The sequence below is a fragment of the Nocardiopsis sp. NRRL B-16309 genome, from assembly GCF_001279585.1.
Taxonomy (GTDB): domain Bacteria; phylum Actinomycetota; class Actinomycetes; order Streptosporangiales; family Streptosporangiaceae; genus Nocardiopsis.
This window is the reverse complement of record NZ_LGEC01000076.1, coordinates 1-15881: the sequence shown is the minus strand read 5'-3', so window position 1 is coordinate 15881 and position 15881 is coordinate 1. Positions and strand designations below refer to the sequence as shown.

At 73.6% G+C, this 15881-nt stretch carries 18 protein-coding genes; 5 read left to right on the top strand and 13 right to left on the bottom strand.

Translation table 11 applies throughout. The features are described 5' to 3' along the window. The 4 genes from ADL05_RS15710 to ADL05_RS15695 form a co-directional block, all read right to left on the bottom strand. A complete protein-coding gene (locus ADL05_RS15710) occupies nt 1-474 on the bottom strand; it encodes a DUF1707 domain-containing protein (protein ID WP_053617720.1) in 474 nt (157 codons plus the stop codon). A gap of 89 nt (nt 475-563) precedes the next feature. Next, nucleotides 564-1352 carry a 3'(2'),5'-bisphosphate nucleotidase CysQ gene (locus ADL05_RS15705; protein WP_053617719.1) on the bottom strand — a complete coding sequence of 263 codons (789 nt, stop codon included), beginning with the start codon at nt 1350-1352 and terminating at the stop codon, nt 564-566. Beyond that, nucleotides 1349-2416 (bottom strand): ATP-grasp domain-containing protein, encoded by a 1068-nt coding sequence (locus ADL05_RS15700; protein WP_082376446.1) that lies wholly within the window; start codon nt 2414-2416, stop codon nt 1349-1351. The genes ADL05_RS15705 and ADL05_RS15700 overlap by 4 nt, the downstream gene beginning before the upstream one ends. A 306-nt stretch (nt 2417-2722) precedes the next feature. Next, the gene (locus ADL05_RS15695; protein WP_053617718.1) at nt 2723-3253 is read right to left on the bottom strand and encodes a YbhB/YbcL family Raf kinase inhibitor-like protein; all 531 of its coding nucleotides are present in this window, start codon (nt 3251-3253) and stop codon (nt 2723-2725) included. A 188-nt stretch (nt 3254-3441) separates the two neighbouring features. Between ADL05_RS15695 and ADL05_RS15690 the strand changes: the two genes are divergently transcribed. After that, nucleotides 3442-4407 (top strand): LLM class F420-dependent oxidoreductase, encoded by a 966-nt coding sequence (locus ADL05_RS15690; protein ID WP_053617717.1) that lies wholly within the window; start codon nt 3442-3444, stop codon nt 4405-4407. A 198-nt stretch (nt 4408-4605) separates the two neighbouring features. Here ADL05_RS15690 and ADL05_RS15685 read toward each other — a convergent pair whose 3' ends face one another. Together ADL05_RS15685 and ADL05_RS15680 are read right to left on the bottom strand one after the other, a co-directional pair. After that, on the bottom strand, nt 4606-5421 hold the full coding sequence (locus tag ADL05_RS15685) for an SAM-dependent methyltransferase (RefSeq protein ID WP_053617716.1): 816 nt from the start codon (nt 5419-5421) through the stop codon (nt 4606-4608). 136 nt (nt 5422-5557) lie between these two features. Next, a complete protein-coding gene (locus tag ADL05_RS15680; RefSeq protein WP_053617715.1) occupies nt 5558-6454 on the bottom strand; it encodes a LysR family transcriptional regulator ArgP in 897 nt (298 codons plus the stop codon). 72 nt (nt 6455-6526) lie between these two features. On the opposite strand from ADL05_RS15680, the gene ADL05_RS15675 reads away from it, so the two are divergent. Then, nucleotides 6527-7150, top strand: a complete 624-nt coding sequence (locus ADL05_RS15675; RefSeq protein WP_197285815.1) for a LysE/ArgO family amino acid transporter — start codon at nt 6527-6529, stop codon at nt 7148-7150. A gap of 205 nt (nt 7151-7355) precedes the next feature. On the opposite strand, the gene ADL05_RS15670 is transcribed toward ADL05_RS15675, so the two are convergent. From ADL05_RS15670 to ADL05_RS15640, 7 genes are all read right to left on the bottom strand, one after another. Continuing rightward, nucleotides 7356-8300, bottom strand: coding sequence for a PDR/VanB family oxidoreductase (locus ADL05_RS15670; RefSeq protein WP_053617714.1), 945 nt, complete (start codon nt 8298-8300; stop codon nt 7356-7358). Then, a complete protein-coding gene (locus tag ADL05_RS15665; RefSeq protein ID WP_053617713.1) occupies nt 8297-9085 on the bottom strand; it encodes an MOSC domain-containing protein in 789 nt (262 codons plus the stop codon). Before ADL05_RS15665 ends, ADL05_RS15670 begins: the two co-directional genes overlap by 4 nt. Before the next feature lie 155 nt (nt 9086-9240). Then, nucleotides 9241-9546 carry a 30S ribosomal protein S14 gene (gene rpsN / locus ADL05_RS15660; RefSeq protein ID WP_053617712.1) on the bottom strand — a complete coding sequence of 102 codons (306 nt, stop codon included), beginning with the start codon at nt 9544-9546 and terminating at the stop codon, nt 9241-9243. A gap of 1 nt (nt 9547) precedes the next feature. After that, nucleotides 9548-9784 carry a 50S ribosomal protein L28 gene (gene rpmB, locus ADL05_RS15655; RefSeq protein ID WP_053617711.1) on the bottom strand — a complete coding sequence of 79 codons (237 nt, stop codon included), beginning with the start codon at nt 9782-9784 and terminating at the stop codon, nt 9548-9550. 30 nt (nt 9785-9814) lie between these two features. Further along, nucleotides 9815-10072: a 30S ribosomal protein S18 gene (gene rpsR, locus ADL05_RS15650; RefSeq protein WP_053617710.1), complete on the bottom strand. Its 258-nt coding sequence runs from the start codon at nt 10070-10072 to the stop codon at nt 9815-9817. Between the two features lie 11 nt (nt 10073-10083). Continuing rightward, a complete protein-coding gene (locus ADL05_RS15645) occupies nt 10084-11178 on the bottom strand; it encodes a GTP-binding protein (protein ID WP_053617770.1) in 1095 nt (364 codons plus the stop codon). Between the two features lie 149 nt (nt 11179-11327). After that, nucleotides 11328-13643, bottom strand: a complete 2316-nt coding sequence (locus tag ADL05_RS15640) for a rhamnogalacturonan lyase (RefSeq protein WP_197285817.1) — start codon at nt 13641-13643, stop codon at nt 11328-11330. Nucleotides 13644-13909: 266 nt separating this feature from the next. Between ADL05_RS15640 and ADL05_RS32140 the strand changes: the two genes are divergently transcribed. From ADL05_RS32140 to ADL05_RS15630, 3 genes are all read left to right on the top strand, one after another. After that, entirely contained in the window at nt 13910-14044 is a 135-nt protein-coding gene (locus tag ADL05_RS32140; RefSeq protein WP_255351843.1) for a hypothetical protein, read from the top strand. A gap of 5 nt (nt 14045-14049) precedes the next feature. After that, a complete protein-coding gene (locus tag ADL05_RS15635) occupies nt 14050-14328 on the top strand; it encodes a cyclophilin-like family protein (RefSeq protein ID WP_231640765.1) in 279 nt (92 codons plus the stop codon). Between the two features lie 409 nt (nt 14329-14737). Further along, nucleotides 14738-15625 (top strand): hypothetical protein, encoded by an 888-nt coding sequence (locus ADL05_RS15630; protein WP_053617709.1) that lies wholly within the window; start codon nt 14738-14740, stop codon nt 15623-15625. Nucleotides 15626-15881: the final 256 nt, after the last annotated feature.

Genomic DNA, 15881 nt, shown 5'->3' with positions numbered 1-15881 from the left:
TCATCCGGGCGGGGGCTCGCCCTCGCTCGGCCAGATCGCCGAGGCCAGCAGGACGGCCGCCCAGATGCCCAGCGGGACCAGGGGCCAGTACGGGACGAACTCCCCGCTCATCACGCTGACCACCGCCCACACGGTGGTCAGGACCACCGCGATGCCCAGCCACCAGCGCCACTCGTCGGTCCACTCGCTCCAGGACACGGAGAGCGCGGGCGCCCGCCACCGAGGACCGGAGTCGTCGTCCGCCACGGGCGGGAGTTCGGGGGCGGGGGCGCGCTCGGGCCGGGTCGGCAGGTCGCCGGTCAGGACCTCCAGATCCCCGAGGAAGACCGACCGCAGGGCCAGACCGACCCGCAGCTCGTACTCGTCCTGCTTCAACCGGCCCTCGACGAAGGCCGTGGCCAAGTGCTCCAGGGTCGCCTCGCGTTCGGCGTCCGAGGCGCGTACGCGGTCCAGCGGCAGACGTCCGTCGTTCACGTCCCCACCCCCAAGGCGGCGTCGGTGACCACACGGTACGCTTCACGCCACGCCCACGGAAGAGGAACGCGAGACCCGTCGCGCGGCGGTCAACCCGCCAGCCAGCGGGCCACCGCCCGGCCGGTCACCGGGTCGGCCGCGCCCACCAGCCCCGTGTGCTCGTAACCGTCCCGGTACCCGAAACCCGTGCCGTCCAACCGGGTGAGCCGACCGCCCACCTCCTCCAGGACCAACCCCGGCGCGGCCACGTCCCAGTCGCGCACGGGCACGTCCTTGACGAACAGGTGCGCGGAGCCCTCGGCGATCAGGCAGAGCTTGAGCGAGATGCTCCCGCTCTCCAGGTACTCGCCGTAGCCGAAGTGCTCGTACACGCGCCGGGCGATCCCGTCCGGCGCGGACGTGTTGTCGGTGAGCACGCCGCGCCCGGGCGGAGCCGCCTCGCAGGCCGGCAGCGGCATCCCGTTCCGGCGCGCGCCCTGCCCGCGCACCGCCGTGTACAGGGTGCCGCTCTCCGGGGCGAAGACCGCCGACACCTCCGGCCGCCCGCCGATGACCAGGGCGGCCTGGGTGACGTAGCCGGGGAAGCCGTGGACATAGCTGGCCGTGCCGTCGATGGGGTCGATCAGCCAGTACCGCGTGGGCCGCTCCCGCGCCAGCGACCCCGCGTCCTCCTCGCTGATCACGGGGATGTGCCCGTCGATGGCGGCCAGCCGCTCCGAGAGGGCGCGATGGGCCATCGCGTCCGCCCGCGCCTTGAACTGGCTGCCCTCCCAGACGCCGCTGCGCGCGTCGGCACTGGGGCGCCACTCGCGCAGCAGGCCGCCGACCTCGATGACCGCCTCGGCCACCGCGTCGCGCAGGGGGTGCGCCCGGCTCATCGGGCACGCACCGCGACGCCGGACGCCGGGTCCGTCGAGCGCGGTCGCGGGGCGGGGTCGTCGCCCCGTGCGACCAGCGGTACCGTCGGGGCCGGGGCGAGTCCGTGGGAGGCGAACTCCTCCTCGCTGATGAACTCGTCGGTCCACCTCCGCACCATCGTCACGCCCTCGCGCCAGGTGTCGGTCAACCGGGGGCCGTCCGTCACCGCCTGCCGCAGCAGCCCGGCCACCTCGTCGACTCCGGCGGCCACGGTCAGGGCCGCCGTGGAGGAGAAGCGCGGGTTGATCTCGAAGACGCGCGGTCGGCCCTCGGCGTCGAGGCACAGCTGCACGTTGAACGGGCCGTCGGCGCGCAGCGCGGACTGCACCGCGCGGCAGGTGCGCTCGACCTCCGCGTGGTGCCGCGTCACGGCGTACTTGGTGACGCCGCGCTTGAGGAGGACCTCCTTGGGGACCACGGCCTGGACCCCGCCGTCCCGCCACACCACCACGGAGACCGTGAACTCCGGGCCGGTGACGCGCTCCTGGACGATCAGTTCGTCGGCGCGGTAGCCGCTCGCGGCCACCGCGGCGGGCACCTCCGCCAGGGCCCCGACGAGTTGGACGCCGCGGCTGCCGCGCCCGCTGCGCGGCTTGACGACGAACCCGCCGGACGCGTCGTCGGCCACGACGTCGGCGGGCGGGGGGTCCGAGGCGGACCAGGTGCGGGGGATCCCGATCCCGGCCGCCGACAGCTCGCGCATGAGCACGTACTTGTCCAGACAGGAGGCGACGAACCCGGGGCGGGGGAGCATGACGCTCAGGCCGTCCCCGTCCAGCTCGCCCACCGGCAGCAGCTCCTCGTCCACCAGAGGGACGATCGCGACGGCCCCCTCGCTCTCGCACAGGGCGCGCATCCGGGGCAGGAACGCCTCGCTGTCACCACGGGGCACGAGGTGCCCGCGGTCCGCGAGGTACAGGCCGGGGGCGGCGGGATCGATGTCCGTGGCCACGACACGGAAGCCCTGTTCGCGCAGGTGGAGGATGGTACCGGGGGTAGGGGCCGAACCCGCCGTCGTCACCACTACGGTCGGTTTCCTCGCAGGCTGATGTGACACCAGTGAACCCTTCCAGACGTGGGAGCGGGCCGGTTCGGTCGTATTGGACCGAGCCTAGACCTCGGTGCGCCGTCGCGGGGGGAGTTGGCCGGTTCCGGCTGTTCGGTGAACCGGGCGACGGGCGCTCGCGTGGTCGGGCGCCTGGTGGACGGGGCCTTCGTGTCTTCCGGACCCGGGGGTGAGGGCAGGCTGAACGGCCTACCTCTCACCCCTGGGGCTCGTGGGCCGCTGGTGCGCGTTCGGCCCCCTGGGGGCGCCAGGGGGCCGGGGCGGCTACTTCTGTTCGTAGAGGCCGGTGATGATGGCGCGGCCCAGGGCGTGCTGGAAGAGGTTGAAGCCCAGGAAGGCCGGGCTCGCCGAGTCGTCGATGCCCAGGCTGGGGACGTCGACGGCGTGGACCGCGAACATGTAGCGGTGCGGGCCGTGCCCGGGCGGCGGGGCGGCGCCGACGTAGCGGTGGCCCCCGGCGTCGTTGCGCAGGGTCACGGCGGACTCCGGCAGGCCGGAACCGTCCCCGGCGCCCGACTCCAGCGACGTCACGTCGGCCGGGATGTCGGCCACCGCCCAGTGCCAGAACCCGCTGGCGGTCGGCGCGTCCGGGTCGAAACAGGTGACCGCGAAGCTCCGCGTCCCCTCGGGGAAGCCGCTCCAGGACAGCTGCGGGGAGACGTCCTGGCCGCCGGCGCCCATGATCCCGCTGACCTGGGGCGTGGACAGGGTCCCGCCGTCGGTCAGATCTGTGCTGGTCACGGTGAACGACGCGACCTGGGGGAGGAAGTCGTAGGGGGAGGGTGGCGTGGCCACGGAAGGGCCCTCCTTCGTGTGTCGGGTGCGTACTGCCCTCCGAACATATGCCGCTGTGGCCCCGCGTGTCTCGCAGGCACGGCCCGGATCGGGACTCACCCGTGGGCACGCGGAGGCGGGGACGGTACGGTCGTGCCGACGGCGAACAAGAACCGGATTCGGTATCCGGGCCACCGACAGGAGTCGACATGACCACGCGCTGGGGCATCACCATCCCGCTGGACGGCGTTCCGCTCTCGGAGCAGAGGGCGCTCATCGAGAGCCTTCCCGATCTCGGCTACACCGACGCGTGGTCGGCCGAGGCCAACGGGACCGACGCCTTCACCCCGCTCGCGCTGGCCAGTGTGTGGGCACCGAGCCTGCGACTGGGCACCGCGATCGTCCCCGTCTACACCCGGGGGCCCGCGACCCTGGCGATGTGCGCGGCCACCCTGGCCGCCGCCGCGCCGGGCCGCTTCAGCCTGGGTGTGGGCACCTCGTCCAACGTCATCGTCGAGCGCTGGAACTCCATCCCCTTCGAGGAGCCCTTCAAGCGCACCCGCGACACCGTGCGCTTCCTGCGCGCCGCGCTGACCGGGAACAAGGTCAAGGCCGACTACGACACCTTCTCCGTGCAGGGATTCACCCTCGGCGCGGTGCCCGAGCAGGCCCCGCCGCTGTTCGTGGCCGCGCTGCGACCGGGCATGCTGCGCCTGGCCGGGCGCGAGGGGGACGGGGCGATCATCAACTGGCTCTCCTCGGAGGACGTGCGCACGGTCGCGCCCATCGTCCGGGAGTTCGGCGAGGACAAGGAGATCGTCGCCCGGATCTTCGCCCTGCCCGACACCGACGCGGAGACGGCCCGGGGGATCGGCCGCTGGGCGATCTCGGCCTACCTGAACGTGCCGGTCTACCGCGCCTTCCACGAGTGGCTGGGCCGCGACGAGCTCACCCCGATGTGGAAGGCCTGGGACGAGGGCGACCGCAAGGGCGCGGTCGCGGCGATCCCGGACTCGGTGGTCGACGACCTGATCATCCACGGCCCCGCCGAGTACTGCCGCGAGCGGATCCGCGCCTACGCGGAGGCGGGGGTGACCACACCCGTGCTCGCCCCGCTGCCGCGCCCCGGCCAGGACCCGGCCGCCGTCGTGCGCGCGCTGGCACCGAAGGACTGATCTCACCGGGGACGGAGCCGGATCGGTGCGCACCGAACATCCCGACCGTCCGGTATGTCCCCTGGGTGCGGGCGGCCCCGGTTCCCGTGAGGGGGCCGGGGCCGCCGTCCGCGCGACCCCGCCCGATCGGGCCGCGATCCCGGGATCCCGCACGGGCCGTCCGCGCGGCGCGCCGACGGCCCGTGCGGGGACCGGGTGTCAGGGCTTGCGGGCGACCGCGCCGAACTCGTCCATCTCGCGGGGCTCGCCGACCTCGCCCCGGTCGGGGCGCCACAGGGGGATGGAGACCACGCCCGGCTCCACGGGTTCGAGTCCGTCCAGGAACCGCGCGAACTGCTCGGGCGTGCGCAGCGAGATGGGGGCTGAGGAGGAGGCGTTCCACTGCCGGACCGCCTCGTCCATGGCCTCGCCCGTCACCGCGTTGGTGGCGTGCGTGACGACCAGGTGGCTGCCGGGGGGCAGTGCGTCCATGAGCCGGGCGACGATCTCGTAGGCGGAGTCGTCGGGGATGTGGAAGAGCACTCCCAGCAGGGTCAGTGCCACCGGCCGGTCGAAGTCCAGGGTGCGGGACGCCTCGCGCAGGATGGTGTCCGGATCGCGCAGGTCGGCCTCGACGTAGTCGGTCCGGCCCTCGGGCGTGCTGGTCAGCAGAGCGCGGGCGTGTGTGAGCACCAGCGGGTCGTTGTCGACGTAGACGACCCGGGACTCCGGTGCCGCCGCCTGGGCGACCTCGTGGGTGTTGTTCGCGGTCGGCAGCCCCGTACCCACGTCGAGGAACTGGCGGATGCCGCGCTCCGCCGCCAGGTAGTGGACCGCGCGGCGCAGGAAGGCCCGGTTCTGCAGGGCCATCTCACCGATCATCGGCAGGACGGACAGGATCTGGTCGCCCATGGCGCGGTCGGCGGGGTAGTGGTCCTTGCCGCCCAGCCAGTAGTCGTACACGCGCGCGGAGTGGGGCTCGCCCGTGTCGAGGAGGCGGTCGACCGCGGAGGGGTCCTGGGGAGTCGGTGGCATGCTCGCCTCTCTGGAGGGATGAGGGGCACCAGGATAGGTGACCGGGTTCCACAACCCCTGCGGGGCAGGGGCTCCCGCGTTCCCGGGCTGGTCCGCGGCGGATCCCGGGCGGCCCCCGGGCGGGTCGACCGCGGATTCACAGCGGGCGCAGGCGCGTGGCCGCCGCCGCGCGCAGTCCCGACGTGAGTCCGTCCAGCAGCGGTGAGCGCAGGTTCCACCGCTGCCAGTACAGCCGGACGTCGACGGGGCGCTCCGGGGCCAGGCTGATCAGCGCGCCGCGCTCGATCTCGTCCAGGCACTGCTCCTCGGGGACCATGCCCCACCCGAAGCCCAGGAGGACGGTCTTGGCGAAGTCCGCCGAGGCCGGGATGTAGTGGCGCGCCCCCTGCGGCTCCCTGCCGGTGACCGAGCGCACGAACGCGTTCTGGAGGTCGTCCTTGCGGTCGAAGTTGACCACGGGGGCGCGGTCCAGGTGGGCCGGGTCGGCCCGGCCGCCCATGTGCGCGTCGGCGAAGCGCGGGCTGCACACCGCGAGGTAGCGCATGGCGCCCAGGCCCTCCACCACGCAGCCCTGCACGGCCTCCGGCGTGGAGGTGACCGCCGCCATCACCGTCCCCGAGCGCAGCAGGGACGTGGTGTGCTCCTCGTCCTCGCGATGGATCTCGTAGACCGCGCCGAGGTCGTCGGGCAGTTCCGCCAGCGCCTCCAGGAACCAGGTCGAGAGGCTGTCGGCGTTGACCGCGAGGGGGACCGCGACCCGGCCGCCCTCGCCGTCCCCGCGCCGTAGCTCGGCCTCGGCGTCCTCGTCGAGCAGCAGCACCTGGCGCGCCAGGCGCAGCACCACGTTCCCGGCCGCGGTGGGGACGACGGGGTTGGTGCGCTGGACCAGCACCTTGCCGGCGGTCTGCTCCATCGTGCGGATCCGCTGGGAGACCGCGGAGGCGGTCACGTGCAGGCGCCGCGCGGCGGCGTCGAAGGTCCCCTCGTCCACGAGGGTGGTGAGTGTGCGCAGGTGGTCGAACTGGAAGGCCATCTTAAGCCCTGCTTCATAGATCTAAGAAACTTTAGCTTTACTGTATACGCGTCCGCTCCTAGTGTTCTGGACGTGAACGACTCCCTTCTTCCCGCCCTGCTCGGCCTCGGGACGGGCCTCGCCCTCATCGTGGCCATCGGCTCCCAGAACGCCTTCCTGCTCCGCCTCGGCATCGACGGCCGACCGCGCACCGTCCTGGCGGTGGTGATGGTCTGCGCCCTGTCCGACGCGGTGCTGATCGGGGCGGGCGTGCTGGGGGTCGGTGCGGTGATCGAGGCCGCTCCCGCCGCGGTGACCGTGGTCCGGTTCCTGGGCGCCGGGTTCCTCGTGGTCTACGGGGTGTTCGCCGCGCGGCGCGCGCTGCGGCCGGGGAGCATGGCGGTCGACGGGGGAGCACAGGGGATCGGCACCAGGGCGGCCGTCGTCACCGCCGTCGCCCTGACCTGGCTCAACCCGCACGTGTACCTGGACACCGTGGTCTTCCTCGGCTCCGTGGCCAACCAGCAGGACGGGGACGCGCGCTGGTGGTGGGTGCGGGGAGCCGTCACGGCGAGCTTCGTGTGGTTCTTCGCCCTGGGCTTCGGCGCGCGGCTGCTGCGCCCCCTGTTCGCGCGTCCCGGCGCCTGGCGGGTCCTGGACGCGCTCATCGCCTGCGTGATGCTGACCCTGGGCGTGCGCCTGGCCCTGGGCCATTAGGGCGTGTTCCGCGGACACTCGCACTAGGACCCGCGGCACACCCCGCTCGGCCCGCCTGCGCCCGGCGTGATCCAGGGGGCCGCCCCCGACCGGGGGTTCGCGGTCCTCGGCGGCCTGGTCTCCGGGGCGGCCGTCGGCGCGCTGGTCGCCCTGGCCGCCTGGTCCCGGACCGGGCCGCCCCGGTCCGGGACCAGAGGAAGCGGAGTCAGTCGTCCGCCGGGCCCACGGTGATGGTGTCGGACTCGGCGCGGGACACGCACGGCATGAGGAACGACGCGCGCTCGGCCTCGGACAGGTACAGGTCCCGGTGCTGGGCGGTGCCCGACACCAGGCGCAGCCGACACGTGCCGCAGGTCCCGCTCCGGCAGGAACTGGGCACGTCGGCCCCCTGATCGCGCAGGGCGTCGAGCAGGGTCTGCCCGGCGCCCACCTCCGCGGTCCGCCCGGTCGGGGCCCAGGTGGCGCGGAACGGGCGCGCGTTGCGCGTGGCGTCCACGCCGGCGAAGTCCTCGAAGTGGATGCGGCTCGGGCGCCAGTGCATCGTCAGGGCCCGCACGTCCTCCATGAGCGGACGCGGCCCGCAGCAGTACACCCGGGTGCCGTCGTCCGGCTCGGCCAGGTGGGGCCACAGGTCCAGACGACCGGCCGCGGCGCTGTGGTGCAGCACGACCTGGTCGGACAGCTCCGGGCCGCGCAGCTCGGCGAGGTAGGCGGTCTCCTCCTCGGACCGGGTCAGGTAGAGCAGCCGCACGGAGCCGCCCTCGGCCCGCAGCCGGTGGAACATGGCGCGCATCGGCGTGATCCCGATACCGCCCGCGATGAGCAGGTGGCGCTTGGCCGGGAGCAGCGGGAAGTCGTTGCGCGGCGCGCCGACGGTGAGCGTGTCGCCCGGCTCGGTGCCGTCCACGAGGGCCACCGACCCGCCGCGTCCGGCCGGGTCGCGGGCGACGCTGATGGCGTAGACGTGCTCGTCGCCGTCGGTCAGCGAGTAGCTGCGGACGGCCCCGCCGGGACCGCGCACGTTGACGTGGGCGCCGGGCGTGAACGGCGGCAGGGTGCCGCCGTCGGCCGCGCGCAGCTCGAAACGGCAGATCGACGGTGTGAGCATCTCCTTGGCGGAGATCCGCACGGACAGGTCGGGCCGGCTCATCGCGACTCCTCCAGGATCGTCACGGCGTCGCCCGGCCGGACGGTGCCGCCCGCCACGACCTCGGCGTACACGCCCATCTCCGAGTTCCCGTACTCGGCCATCACCAGGCGGGGGACGCTGAGGTCCCGACGCGCGCGCACCGGGTCGACCTCGGTGGCCGCGCAGCGCTTGGTGCGCAGGACGCCGCGCAGCCGGACCCCGCCGACCGTGAACTCCCGGCCGACCAGGTCGCGCTCGGCGAAGGGCGCCAGCCCGTCCACGTACAGGTTCGCGCGGAACCGCCGGGGATCGACCTCGGCACCGACGCGCTCGCCCAGGTCGCGGACCGAGGCCAGGTTGATCAGCGACACCGCGTTCATCATCGCGTCGGAGGAGACCGACACGTCGGTGAACCGGCGCCCCTCCTCGTGGGCCAGCACCGGGCGGGTGCCCTCGGGCAGGTCCAGGACCCGGGCGAAGAACGCCGTGGCGTCGGCCACGCCCTCCGGGTCGTTCAGGTCCGCGGCCAGCACCTCGTGTCCGCGCACCCACACCCGCAGCACCCCGGTCCCGGTGTCCAGGCGGGTCCGCAGGCCGGCCAGCCGTTCATCGACGGCCAGCATGTAGAAGCGGTCCTTGGGCAGGGGCGTGCGCAGCCCCGGCGCGTACCCGCCCTCCGGGCGGGCCAGCGCGAGGACGCGGTCGTGGGGGAAACCGTGTCCGGCCGTCAGAACGACCTCGTCCAGGGACTGCGCGCTCAGCCCCTTGACGGGATGGACGTCGAGTCCGGTGACGTGTCCGGGCACCGTGCCTCCTCGGGCTGTCGTTCGACCGGCGGGCCGTCGGGGCGCCCGCCGCGGGGATCGAGCCTACCGAGGCCCGGAGCGGGCCCGTGCCGCGCGGGGTGGGGACCGGGGCGCGCACGGGCGCGGCCCCCGGCCCGGCCGGGCGCGCGGGGGCGCTACCAGCTCGACTTGGTCACACCCGGCAGTTCGCCGCGGTGCGCCATCTCCCGGAAGCGGATCCGGGACAGCCCGAAGCGGCGCAGGTGGCCGCGGGGCCGGCCGTCGACCGCGTCCCGGTTGCGCAGGCGCGTCGCGCTGGCGTCCCGGGGCTGGCGGCGCAGTTCGGCGGAGGCGGCGTCGCGCTCCGCGTCGCCGGTGTGCGGGCTCTTGATGATCCGCTTCAGCTCGGCCCGCCGCTCGGCGTAGCGCGCCACCACGATCCTCCGCTGCTGGTCGCGCGCGATCTTGCTCTTCTTCGCCATCTCAGACCTTCTCCCCGCGAGCACGGATCTCGGCGACCACGCGCTCGATGCCGCGTGCGTCGATGACGCGCATGCCCTTGGTGCTCAGCTTGAGCCGGACGAAGCGGTTCTCGCTGGGCAGCCAGTACCGCTTCGACTGGATGTTGGGGTCGAACCGGCGGCGCGTCCTGCGGTGGGAGTGCGAGACCGCGTTCCCGAAGGACGGGGCCTTGCCGGTCACCTGGCAGACACGGGACACGTGTTCCTCCTTTGTGTGGTGTGGCCTCGGTCAGGAGTTCCTGGACGAGGCGGTGGACGGGTAGGGGAGCAGCGCCATCTCGCGGGCGTTCTTGACGGCCGCGGCGATCAGCCTCTGCTGCCGTGCGGTGACGCGGGTGACCCTGCGGCTGCGGATCTTGCCCTTCTCGGAGATGAACTTCCGGAGCAGGGCGACGTCCTTGTAGTCGACGTGGTCGGCGTCGCCCAGGGGGTTGGCGAACTTGCGCGGGGCCGGGCGCTTGGCGGCGCGGCGGGGTGCGGCGGGCATGGCGGGACCTCTCAGAGTGCGTCGGCGAAGGGGTCGGAACGCAGGGGCTCACCGGCCTCGTCGTCGGTGAGCAGGCACGAGTCCAGGAGGGCGACCAGGCGTTCCGCGTCGAGGTCGACTCCGGTGAAGGCCAGGTGCTGGCGGCGGTCGCCGACGGCCGGGTCCCAGTCCAGCTGCGCGGACGCGCGGCGCGACTCCGAGACCATCTCCATGGCGGCCTCCGGCAGGGCGTCCAGCCACGGCCCGCCGCTCTCCAGGAGGAGGGCGTCGCTGTAGGCGTCCCACACCAGCAGGGTGTCGGTCCGGCCGGCGAGCCAGACCCGGCCGCGGCTGCGCAGTCCGGCCGCCACGATGTGCTCCAGGGCCTCGTGCAGCCGGGCGGGGTGCAGGGGCCGCTTGCGGGTCCAGGTGAGCGTGCGCACCCGAGAGTCGTGGCGGTCGGCGTACTGGGCCCAGGCCGGATTGAGGCGGTTGGCGGCGTGCTCGGGGTCGAAGCGGCCGTGGGTGAGGTCGGCCAGGTCCGCGTCGGGGGCGGCGACCAGCGCGGCGGGGTTGAGGTGCTCCAGCAGGGAACGGGCCTCGGCGCGGTAGAGCTCCCCGTGCAGGGCGAGCACGGTGGGGTACTCGATCTGGTGGGCGAGGACCTCGGCGACCGTGCGCTCGTCCTCGACCGCGATGTCCAGTTCCCGGTCGCCCAGGTCGTCGTGCCCGGCCAGGTCGGGCAGGAGGCGCTCGGAGTCCACGGCGGTGATGACCGCGGCCAGGTGGAGCGCGGGCTCGGAGGCGATGGCGTCGGCGACGGACCGGGGTTCGATGCTCTCCCAGGTCTCCACCACGCACAGCGTGTGCTCGCCCGACTCGTTGAGGCGCAGCAGGGCCGGGACGAGGTCCTCCCGCAGGGTGCAGGAGGCGCACAGGTGGTCGAGTTCGACCTGGCTGTGGTCGACCGGGCCCCAGCGGTCCCGGATGAGGCGCAGGACGACGCCCTCGCCGATGCGGTCGAAGTCGTGGTGGACCGCCACCGATCCCGGTACCGCCGTGATCAGTTCGTCCACCGTGCGGGCGCGTGCGGCGCGGTGCAGTCCGGAGACCACGGCCACGCGCATGGAGCTCGGCGGTTCCATCGGCCATCCTCCCAAGTTCGAAAACGATAATCATTATCGTAACCCATGCGGGGAGGCTCCGCGAACGGCGGCGGCCCGCCCCCTCGGAGGGAGCGGGCCGCGTGCGGGCGGGGTTCGGGCGGGGCGCGGGATCAGCGCCGGGGGTAGCGCGGTCTCGGGACCTCCACCTTCGACCAGTCGATGTCCGACCCCAGGTAGAAGCCCGGGTAGGTCGGCTGGTTGTACGCCGTCTGCTGCCAGGCGACACCGGTCCGGTACTGCGGGTCGTGCATGAGGGTGTGCAGCTTGCGGTCGGTGACCTCGGTCGAGGAGTACACCCGCAGGGCCGAACCGTCCTCGGTGCGCACCAGCAGCTCCTCGCGCCAGTCGCCGAACACGTCGGCGACCAGGGCCGGGTTGCCCTTGGTCCAGTTGTTGGTCCGGGTGCCCTCGGCGGTCAGCAGCGTCCCGCGCCGCCAGTCGTCGATGGTCGGGGTGGACGGGTCGGTGGCGTCCGACCCGTTGACGATCTGGGTGGTCATGTCGGCCGCCCAGCGGATGCTCATGTTCGTGCCCGGTGTGTCGGTGCCCAGGTACTCGCCGTCGGCGGTCCACAGCCCCGCCTCGACGTCGTCGCCCGGCGGCATCGACGACCACGCCTCGTAACCGGGAAGGTCGGGGTCGATGTCGCCGACCATGCCGCGCCCGGTGTCCACACCGGTGTAGCCGCCGAACAGCACCTCGCCCGTGGCGGCGTCGCGCATCGCGAAGCCGTACGGGGCCCATCTGCCGCCCTCGTGCACCCCCCAGATCCGCGGGCCCTCGTGGTCGGGACCGAACACGCCCACGTGCAGGGCGTCGCCGTGGCCGAGCTTGCCCTGCTCCCCGGGCGTGGCGCTCCCCGGCGGCATCTCGTCGTAGGACGAGTACAGCAGGGAGCCGTCGTGGTCCAGGGTCGCGCTGCCGTAGACGACCTCCTGGCGGCCGTCCCCGTCGACGTCGGCCGTGCTGAGGGAGTGGAAGCCCTGGGTGGTCAGCGTGCCGTACTCGGGGTCGGTGCCCTCCACCCCGTGCGGGGCGTCGTCGAACGGGTTGTCCATGGGCGCGTGCCCGCTGTCGGCCGTCCAGCGCTCGCGGATCTTGCGGCCGTTGAAGTCGTAGGCCACCACGGCCGTGCGCGTGTAGTAGCCGCGGGCGAACACCGCGGAGGGCCGCCGGCCGTCCAGGTAGGCCACGCCGGCCAGGAAGCGGTCGACGCGGTTGCCCGGCTCGATGCGGCTCATGGCGTAGTCGCCCCACAGGAGGCCGTCGTCACCGCGCGCGGGCGTGTAGCGGACGGTGTCCAGCTCGGCGCCGGTCTCGCCGTCGAACACGGTCAGGTACTCGGGGCCGTCCAGGACGAAGCCCTCGAACTCGCGCAGCTGGTTGCGCCCGCTGCGGCCGGGAGCGTACTCGTCCATGAAGTGGTCGGCGAGGGCCTCGGCGTCGGTGCGCGAGAGGGGGTAGTCGTGGGCGGGTTCGAGGCCGAAGGCCTCCTCCAGGGTCGCGGGCCAGTTCCCGGCGCTCACCTCGGGGTGCTCGTGCCACTCCTGGAACATCCCGACGACGTGCTCGTAGTAGTCGTCGGCGCTCATCCGGAAGTCGTCCTGGTGCGTGTAGCCCGCCCGGACGTCCGCCCTGGGCATGGTCACGTACTCCTCGGAGGCGACCTCGCCGTCGGCGCCGTAGGTGAGGGTGCGCGTGCCGGGCGCGGTCTTGAACATCAGCTCCGAGCGCCCGTCGCCGTCGAGGTCGTAGACGAGGAACTGCGTGTAGTGGGCACCCGAGCGGATGTTGACGCCCAGGTCGATCCGGTGGAGCAGAGTGCCGTCGAGGGCGTAGGTGTCGATGTAGGTGTTGCCGGTGTAGCCGACCTGCGAGACGTCCTTGGAGTTGGTCGGGTCCCACTTGACGACGTACTCGTAGGAGCCGTCGCCGTCCACGTCGCCGACGGAGACGTCGTTGGGGCGGTACTCGTACTCCTCGCCGGCGGGGGTGGTGCCGCCCTCGGGCTTGCTGAGCGGGAGGTCGAGGTGCCCCTGCGCCCAGGGGTCGGCCGTGGCCGAGGGCTCCTGCTCCCGCCCGTCCACGACCGCAGCGACGCGGTACTCGGAGTCGGCGTCGCCGTCGGGGTCGAGGGCGTTGGTGCTGTCGGTGACGGTGGCGACGCGGGTGCCGTCGCGGTAGACGTGGAAGTCCGGCCCGTCCAGGCCGGTCGCGGTGTGGCCGGCGGCCTCGTGCGCGAGCAGGCGCCAGCTGAGGAAGACGCCGTCCTCGGTGGAGACGGCGACCAGGCCGCGGTCGAGTTCTTCGAGCTGGACCTTGGGGCCGCCGCGGCCGGGTCCGTTCGGGCCGCCGGGGGCCTGCGGGGCGGTGGGCGCGGTCGCCGCCGAGGCGGCGGTGGTGGCGCCGGTGATGATGAAAACGATCGAAGCGACAGCTGCGGCTACGGATCTCGTGGCGGAGTTCTGACGGGTCGAAGTTCGGGGGGACAACGTTCAACCTCCTGGTATCAGGGGAGACCAACCTGACATGGCAAGCGCTTTCCGTCAAGGTAAAACGTTCGCATTGATGACCGTTCCGGCTGTCGTGAGACGTGGTGAGCGCTGGATTAATTCCGTTGAGCGGAATTAAAACTCTGCATTATGGACACCCCGGTGGGTCAGCGCGCACGGCCGCGCGATACACAGGTGGCATGAGGATCAGCATCTCCTGGGGCGGCGGATCCGTGACCGCCGACCTCGACAGCACCCCCGCCTCCGAGGACCTGTGGGCCGCGCTGCCCATCGAGTCGTCCCGCGGGAAGGACTGCGCCGCAGGCGTCCGTTGAGGGTGGTGGCGGGTGACGGTGCGGGCACCTGGGGCGAGGAGGTCTACTTCGACGTCCCGGTCCAGGCCGACCGGGAGGACGGCGCCACCGACTCCGTCGAACCGGGCGCGGTCTGCTGGCTCGCCGGGGCCGCCCTCGCCCAGTCGTTCGGGGCCACGCCGCTGTCCCAAGGGGCGGAGAGCAGGCTCGCCAGTGCCGCCAACGTGCTCGGCCGTGTGGACGGCGACCACCGCGTGCTGGCCGTCGTCCGCGACGGCGACACCGTCCGGGTCGACCGCGCCTAGGCAGCCCGTCGAGGCCGCGTCGACCGGCCGGATGTCCCGGCCAGTGGCGGTCCCGGCCGGATGTCCCGGCCGGTGGACGGCGCCCGGTGTGCTCGTCGGTGGGGCCGGTCGGCGACGACCCTGGCCGGTGGGCCGCTGGCGGCGGCGCCTGCCGTGAACGGTTCCCGGCGCCGGTGACCGGTCGCACCCCGGCCGCCGGGTTCCGCCCGACGGTGCCCGAGGCCCCGGTCTGGTCGCGCTCCCGGCCGGTGGCGGCCTCGGACCCTCGCCTCGTCCTGGCGCCCCGGCCCAGGTGTCCGGCAGCCGCGTGACCACGGACTCCGGCATGAGCGCCGTTGACGCCGTACCTGCCGGTCGGTAACTTCGGGGGGCGCGAACCCCCGTCCGCGTTGAGAGGAAGGGTCTGCCCATGCCCCGGATCGACACGGTCCACGACGAGGTCACTCCCGCCGCCGCCCGCCGGGCGTGGGCCCACGTCGAGCCCTACCACAGCATGATCTACTTCGCCCCGGAGGCGTCCGAGGCCTACGCGGACCTGGGGCTGAAGGGCTGGGCCCAGTACTTCGCGCCCCGCGCCGCGGCCCTGGGCGCGGCCTCGGCCGAGGTCGTCACCGCGGCCTTCTTCAACTTCCACCCGGACGCGGTCCGCGCCGCCATCCCCGGCGCCTGGGAGGTGGCCGCGCCCGAGCAGGTGCTGGCCGCCCGCCTGTCCGCCGCCGACGCCGCCCTGCGCCGGATCCTCGGCACGGTCGTGGAGTCGCCCGAGGTCGCGCGCGCCGCCGAACTGGCCCGCCGCGCCGCCGAGGCGGCGGCCGACGACGTCAGCGGGCGCCCGCTCTACGCGGCGCACGCGACCCTGCCCTGGCCCGAGGAGCCCCACCTCGTGCTGTGGCACGCCCAGACCCTGCTGCGCGAGTACCGCGGGGACGGCCACGTCGCCGCGCTGCTCACCGCCGGCCTGAGCGGGCTCGACGCCCTGGTCACGCACGCGGCCGCGGGTGGGGGCATGCCCGCGGAGATGCTCCGCACGCTGCGGAAGTGGTCGCAGGAGGAGTGGGACGCGGCCGCGGACGGACTGCGCGAGAGCGGATGGCTGGCCGAGGGGCCCGAGCTGGCCCTGACGTCCGTGGGCGCCCAGCGGCGCGCCCGGATCGAGGAGATCACCGACAGCCTGGCGCTGGCCCCCTACACAGCCCTGGGGGCGGAGGGCTGCGCCGAACTGGCCGAACTGGGCCGCCCGCTGTCCAAGCCGCTGGTCCGGGAACTGATGCCGTGGGCGGCCGGGCGCCGGAAGTAGCCCGGGTCCGGGGAGCAGGGAGACGGCGCCGAACCCCTCCGCGACACCGCGGGCGGGTTCGGCCGCGCGCGGGTCGGGTGCGGCGCCGTCGCGGGTACACCACGGTGTGCGCCGTCGCGGTCGAGCGACCGCGCGGACCCGACGAAACGGAGCCCCGATGACCCACAGCACCGCGTCCCCGGCCACGCGCGGGGAGTGGTGGCGCAGCGCCGCCGTCTACCAGATCTACATCCGCAGCTTCGCCGACGGGAACGGT

Coding starts and splice junctions, on each gene's coding strand:
- ADL05_RS15705 (WP_053617719.1), bottom strand. CDS start 1,352: ATGAGCCGGGCGCACCCCCTGCGCGACGCGGTGGCCGAGGCGGTCATC.
- ADL05_RS15690 (WP_053617717.1), top strand. CDS start 3,442: ATGACCACGCGCTGGGGCATCACCATCCCGCTGGACGGCGTTCCGCTC.
- ADL05_RS15685 (WP_053617716.1), bottom strand. CDS start 5,421: ATGCCACCGACTCCCCAGGACCCCTCCGCGGTCGACCGCCTCCTCGAC.
- ADL05_RS15680 (WP_053617715.1), bottom strand. CDS start 6,454: ATGGCCTTCCAGTTCGACCACCTGCGCACACTCACCACCCTCGTGGAC.
- ADL05_RS15670 (WP_053617714.1), bottom strand. CDS start 8,300: ATGAGCCGGCCCGACCTGTCCGTGCGGATCTCCGCCAAGGAGATGCTC.
- rpsN (WP_053617712.1), bottom strand. CDS start 9,546: ATGGCGAAGAAGAGCAAGATCGCGCGCGACCAGCAGCGGAGGATCGTG.
- rpsR (WP_053617710.1), bottom strand. CDS start 10,072: ATGCCCGCCGCACCCCGCCGCGCCGCCAAGCGCCCGGCCCCGCGCAAG.
- ADL05_RS15645 (WP_053617770.1), bottom strand. CDS start 11,178: ATGCGCGTGGCCGTGGTCTCCGGACTGCACCGCGCCGCACGCGCCCGC.
- ADL05_RS32140 (WP_255351843.1), top strand. CDS start 13,910: ATGAGGATCAGCATCTCCTGGGGCGGCGGATCCGTGACCGCCGACCTC.
- ADL05_RS15630 (WP_053617709.1), top strand. CDS start 14,738: ATGCCCCGGATCGACACGGTCCACGACGAGGTCACTCCCGCCGCCGCC.